This window comes from Spirillospora sp. NPDC046719 (assembly GCF_040645715.1).
GTDB lineage: Bacteria > Actinomycetota > Actinomycetes > Streptosporangiales > Streptosporangiaceae > Spirillospora.
Window position 1 is genome coordinate 1 of record NZ_JBEYYT010000531.1, and the last position, 5538, is coordinate 5538.

Genomic DNA, 5538 nt, shown 5'->3' on the forward strand with positions numbered 1-5538 from the left:
CGGGCTGCTCGTCCGCGCCGACGAGCACCTGCCGGAGCTGCTGCTGCAGGAGGGCGGCTCGCTGGCGGCGCTGGTGGCGGCGCGGCGGCTGGCCCCGCTGGAGGCCGCGGGCCCGCGGCAGGGCGTCCGGCTGGCGGAGACGCTGCTGGAGTGCATGAAGCACGGCTTCAACGCCACCGGCGCCGCCGAGGTGCTGTGCGTGCACCCCCAGACCGTCCGGTACCGGCTCGCGCAACTCCACGAGATGTTCGACTTCGACATCGAGGACCCCGATCTCCGCCTGGAGATGATGCTGCTGCTCAGCACCTGGATCCGGGCCCGTTCCTCTTCCTGAGCGCCTCCCGCCCGAACGGCGTGCCGATCCGCGCGCCTTTTCCGGTGCCGCGCCGCGCCGCGACGTCATGGTGGGGCGCGGAATCCGCTACGGTCAGGGGCGCCGCGTTGGCGAGGGGAAGGAACACAAGGTACAGATGGCCGAGAAGGTCATTCGAGTCGACGACATCGACGGCTCCGAAGGGGACGATGTCACCAAGCGGGACTTCGAGGTCCTGGGCCGGACGTTCACGATCGACCTCAGCGAGGACAACTACAAGCGGTTGAACGAGATGCTGGACGCGCTCGCGCCCTTCATCGAGAACGCCGCGGAGGTGAAGCCCGCGGGGAAGGGCCGCAAGCCTCGGGTAGCGAAGATCAAGGGCTACACGAACGGCGATGTCCGCGACTGGGCATTGCGCGAGGGCGTCGAAGTCTCCGAGCGTGGCAAGATATCGGATGAGGTCTATGCTGCATTCATCGACGCTCATCCGGACGCGAAGCCGGACGCATAGCTAGAGGGAGTCCCCGCATGGCACAGAAGGTCGAAGTCCTTCTCGTGGACGACATCGACGGTGGCGAGGCCGACGAGACGGTCAGCTTTTCACTCGATGGCACCAGTTACGAGATCGACCTGAGCAAGAAGAACGCCGCGAAGCTGCGCGACGGGCTGGAGCCGTTCGTGGCCGGTGCCCGCAAGGCGCGCAAGCCGGCGGGCAGGCAGGCCCGCGGCACGCGTACCGCGGGCAGCCGCGAGCGGTCCGCCGAGATTCGCGAGTGGGCGAAGAACCACGGCATCAAGGTCAATGAGCGGGGCCGTATCCCCGCCAATGTGATCGAGCAGTACGAGGCCGCGCACTAGCGCCCCGCGCGGCCGGCCGAGTTCCGGCAGAGCGCCGAGGGGCCGGAGTGAAATTCTCACTCCGGCCCCTCACGCATTAGTGCGCACCGGGCAAATCGCCTTTCGCTCGGCATTCCCCGAATTCCACATGCTGGACATCCTCGGCGGGCGAGTCGGTAGGGTGACGCCCGGGGGGACCGGCAAAGGGGGGCAAGCGGGGTTGAAGCACGCGACGCGACGGGACCGTGTCCGGTACTGGTTCGACACGACGATGTCGAAGGGCACGCCGGCGCTCATCGGCTGGCTCGGGCTCGCGTCGGCAGCGCTCGTGCTCGTGGTGGCGACCGCCGCGGTCGTCCTCGCGCCGCGCGACAGCGACCGCAACGGGCACTGGCCCGGCATGGTGTGGCGCAGCCTGCTGCGCACCCTGGACCCCGGCACGATGGGCGGCGACAGCGGCGGCGTCGCGTTCCTCGGCCTGATGCTCGTCGCCACGGTCGGCGGCATCTTCATCGTCAGCTCGCTGATCGGCGTGCTCACCACCGGCCTGGAGAGCAAGATCACCGAGCTGCGGAAGGGCCGGTCGCGGATCGTCGAGCAGGGCCACACCGTGCTGCTCGGCTGGTCGGAGCAGGTGTTCACGGTCGTCGCCGAGCTGGTGGAGGCCAACCAGAGCGAGCGGCGCTCGTGCGTGGCGATCCTCGCCGACCGCGACAAGGTCGAGATGGAGGACGCCATCCGGGCGCGGGTCGGCGAGTTCGGCCGGACCCGGATCGTGTGCCGCACCGGCAACCCGCTGAAGGTCGCCGACCTGGAGCTGGTCAGCCCCGGCACCGCGCGGTCCATCATGGTGATCTCGCCGGAGGTCGAGGACGCCGACACCCACGTCATCAAGGTGCTGCTGTCGCTCGGCGCGCGCGCCTGGGAGCGGCGCCGGCCGCACGTCGTCGCCGCGGTGCACGACTCGGCGAACCTGCCCGCGGCCCGGCTGGCCGGCGGCGAGGCCGCGTGGGTCATCGACGCCGACGACATCGCGATCCGGCTGATCGTCCAGTCGCACCGGCAGTCCGGCCTCTCGCAGGTCTGCACCGACCTGCTGGACTTCGCCGGGCACGAGTTCTACATGCGCGCCGAGCCGTCGCTCGCGGGGCTGGCGTTCGGCGAGACGCTGTCGCGCTACGACCTCGGCGTCCCGGCGGGGCTGCGGCACAGCGACGGCACGGTCGCGCTGAACCCGCCGATGGACACCCCGGTCCGCGCCGACGACGAGATCATCGTGCTGGCCGAGGACGACCTGCTGATCCGGCTCGCGTCCGGGCCGCCGCCGCCCGTCCGGGAGCGGGCGATCACCACCGCGACCGCGCGGGAGCCGGTGCCGGAGCGCACCCTGCTGCTCGGCTGGAACCACCGCGCCCAGAAGATCATCGAGCTGCTGGACGACTTCCTCGCCCCCGGTTCGGCGCTGACCGTGGCCGCGCCGCGTGAGGACCCGACCGGCGGGCTCGGCCCGTTCGCCAACCTCAAGGTCGGCTTCGTGCGCGCCGAGCCGACCGACCGGCCGTCCCTGGAGTCCCTGGACGTCGGGTCCTACCAGCACGTCATCGTGCTGTCGGAGGCCGGCTACGACCGCGAGCACGCCGACGCGCGCACGCTGGTGACGCTGCTGCACCTGCGCGACATGGAGGACGCGCTCGGCGACCCGTTCTCCATCGTCAGCGAGATCAACGACGACGCCAACCGGGAGGTCGCGCAGGTCACCAAGGCCGACGACTTCGTGGTCAGCGACAAGCTGATCAGCCTGATGCTGACCCAGCTGAGCGAGAACCGGCACCTGTACGACGTGTTCGCCGACCTGCTCGACCCGGCCGGGTCGGAGATCTACCTCAAGCCCGCGTGCGACTACCTCGTGCCGGGCGGCACCGCCGACTTCGCGACGCTGATCGAGTCGGCGCGGCGCCGCGGCGAGGTCGCGCTCGGCTACCGGCTGAGCGACCGGTACCACGAGCCGCCCGGCTACGGCGTGGTGCTCAACCCGGACAAGACGGCCCCGCTGGTGCTGTCCGCGCACGACCGCGTCATCGTCCTCGCGGAGAACTGACGCCCGCCGGCGCGCGGCCCGCCATTACGGTCTGTCCGGAATGCGGGGCCGTGGAAATGCCGGTGCGCGAACGGCCACGGATCGCCCACAATTGGACCGACGGGGTGATCAATCGTGGGCGATCAGATGCTGCGCCTTGGTGCGCGCATAGCCGAGATCGAGGCGCTGTACGGCTGCGCGCTGGACGAGCGGGACCGCCGCGCCGCGCGTCGGCTGCTGGCCGAGCTGGCACGGGCGGGGGCCCTGCTGGCCGAGGAGGCCGACCGGGCGGCGAGGCCCGTGCGGCGCACCGCCGGGACGCGTCCCGGCCGGACGCGCCTGCGCCGCCGCATAGCCGGCACCCAACGCACCGCCGACCGCATCATTGCTGTGTTCTCACAAACCCGGCCCAAGGGCCTCGCCTAGCGGCTGTGTCTCCACAACCACGACTCAAGGGCCTCGCCTAGCGGCTCGGCCCTTGACCGGGATTGGGCGAGCGCGAACTCGCTTCGCGAGCTTCCCGGTGGGGCTCGCCTTCGGCTTCGCCCCACCGGTCGGATAACGCGCTCGCGCGGCGGCTTGACCTTGTGATGCGGCCGGCCCTAGTGCGTCTCTTCGCGGTCCTTGGGGAGGGCGAGTTCGGGGGCGGTGGGCAATGCCTCGGCGACCTCCTCGCGGAGGGCGCGTTCGGTGCGGTGGGCGTCCTCGGCCATGCCGCGGATCTCGGCGGCGGCCATCTCGTCGCCGACCGTGCCGGCGAGCAGGTCGCGGTAGCGGGCGTTCTGCTCCGGCAGCGCGGCCAGGACGCGCGACTCGTGGAAGGCCTCGTCGGCCTCGCCGACGCGGCGCGCGTACGCCTCCAGCGCCTCGATCCGGACGGTGACGGAGCGCGCCGACAGCGCGAGCGCGCGCTCCTGCGGTTCGAGGAGGGCCCGGACCCGCGGGGACAGCCGCTCGGTCTGCTGCACGACGCGCTCCCGGCGCAGCCGGGTGTGCTCGGCGAGCGTGGACGCGATCGCCCACTCCTGCCGGGGCAGCACGACCGTGTTGCCGACGTCGTCCAGCAGCCCGGTGCGGTGCGACTGCGAGCGGAGGACGGCGTCGATGGCGCTCTGGGCGCGGACCAGCAGCCGGGCCGCGGGCCGGTCGAAGTCGGCGGGCAGCAGGTAGCGGCCGTGGTGCTCGCGGGCGGCGCGGGCGGCGGCGGGCTCGCGCAGGTGCCGCAGCGCGCCGACGACCCAGCCGGTGAAGCTGACGGCGGCGAGCAGCACGGCGGCCTCCTGCTGCCCGAGCAGCAGCAGGAGGACCTGCAGCGCCGGGGTGAGCATCATCGCCAGGACGGGCAGCCTCCCCCACCGCAGCGCGCCGCCGACGAGGTCGTCCTGGTCGAGCGAGGCGAGGAAGAACACCCGCAGCCAGCCGCCGGGCAGCACGCCGTAGAAGAAGGCGAACGCCGGGATCCACAGCATCCGGCCCGCGACGGTGGCGGCGGTCACGGCCGGCGGCGCGGGCGCGGGCAGGCTCGCCGCGACCAGCCGCTCCGGGGCGGCGGCGAGCACGGCGCGGTCCGCGACGGGAATGCCCGGGTCGAACACCGGACGGGGACGGCTCTCATCGTTCATCGGCGCTCCCCACCGCCTCAGGACGTCCCGCGGCCCGGCGGTGCCGCCCGCGGGAGATCTGCCCGTTCTGCCTTCGTTCACTTGCTATCACTTGTGCCCAGCCATCCCCGGAATGTCACGAGATCCGGAAATTAGGGCCGCCCGGCGGGGCCGCAGACCCTTTAGCCATGACCTAAATCAATGCCGGTGACGGCCCGTTCGCGGTGGGGTGGGCGGATGACCGTCGCCCTCGCCGTGATCCTCGCCGGAGTGCTGCACGCCGTCTGGAACGCGATCGCGAAGGGCGCGCCGGACCGGTGGGCCTCGTTCGCGCTGATCGGCCTCGGGGAGGCGCTGGTCGTGCTGCCGATGGGCGCGGTCGTCGGGCCGCCGGACCGGGCGGCGTGGCCGTGGCTGCTCGCGTCGGTCGCCGTCCACATCGTCTACATGGGGCTGCTGCTCGTGTCGTACCAGCTCGGCGACTTCAGCCAGGTGTACCCGCTGGCGCGGGGCAGCGCGCCGCTGCTGGTGGCGGCCGTGGCGGCGGCGGTGCTCGGCGAGCGGCTCACGTGGGCGCAGGACGCGGGCGTCGCGGCGGTCTGCGGCGGGCTCGGCGTGCTGGCCTTCGCGGGCCGCCGCGACGGCGCCGGGAAAGGCGGCACGGCCGCGGGAGGCGGTGTGGTCGCGGATGGTGGCGTGGACGCGGG

At 72.4% G+C, this 5538-nt stretch carries 7 protein-coding genes; 6 read left to right on the forward strand and 1 reads right to left on the reverse strand.

Translation table 11 applies throughout. The features are described from left to right. The 5 genes from ABZ914_RS45125 to ABZ914_RS45145 all read left to right on the forward strand — a co-directional run. Positions 1-334 (forward strand): helix-turn-helix domain-containing protein (locus tag ABZ914_RS45125; RefSeq protein WP_500200846.1); only part of this gene is annotated, 334 nt, incomplete at its 5' end. Positions 335-470: 136 nt separating this feature from the next. After that, positions 471-827 (forward strand): histone-like nucleoid-structuring protein Lsr2, encoded by a 357-nt coding sequence (locus ABZ914_RS45130; RefSeq protein ID WP_190867915.1) that lies wholly within the window; start codon positions 471-473, stop codon positions 825-827. Between the two features lie 17 nt (positions 828-844). Then, positions 845-1174, forward strand: coding sequence for a histone-like nucleoid-structuring protein Lsr2 (locus ABZ914_RS45135; RefSeq protein ID WP_151547238.1), 330 nt, complete (start codon positions 845-847; stop codon positions 1172-1174). Between the two features lie 199 nt (positions 1175-1373). Then, positions 1374-3251, forward strand: coding sequence for a CASTOR/POLLUX-related putative ion channel (locus ABZ914_RS45140; protein ID WP_347257123.1), 1878 nt, complete (start codon positions 1374-1376; stop codon positions 3249-3251). 114 nt (positions 3252-3365) lie between these two features. Continuing rightward, entirely contained in the window at positions 3366-3656 is a 291-nt protein-coding gene (locus ABZ914_RS45145; RefSeq protein WP_500200847.1) for a hypothetical protein, read from the forward strand. A gap of 176 nt (positions 3657-3832) precedes the next feature. Here ABZ914_RS45145 and ABZ914_RS45150 read toward each other — a convergent pair whose 3' ends face one another. Then, the gene (locus tag ABZ914_RS45150; RefSeq protein WP_500200848.1) at positions 3833-4852 is read right to left on the reverse strand and encodes a hypothetical protein; all 1020 of its coding nucleotides are present in this window, start codon (positions 4850-4852) and stop codon (positions 3833-3835) included. 216 nt (positions 4853-5068) lie between these two features. On the opposite strand from ABZ914_RS45150, the gene ABZ914_RS45155 reads away from it, so the two are divergent. After that, a partial coding sequence (locus ABZ914_RS45155) for an EamA family transporter (protein ID WP_500200849.1) occupies positions 5069-5538 on the forward strand: 470 nt, incomplete at its 3' end.

Coding starts and splice junctions, on each gene's coding strand:
- ABZ914_RS45150 (WP_500200848.1), bottom strand. CDS start 4,852: ATGAACGATGAGAGCCGTCCCCGTCCGGTGTTCGACCCGGGCATTCCC.
- ABZ914_RS45130 (WP_190867915.1), top strand. CDS start 471: ATGGCCGAGAAGGTCATTCGAGTCGACGACATCGACGGCTCCGAAGGG.
- ABZ914_RS45135 (WP_151547238.1), top strand. CDS start 845: ATGGCACAGAAGGTCGAAGTCCTTCTCGTGGACGACATCGACGGTGGC.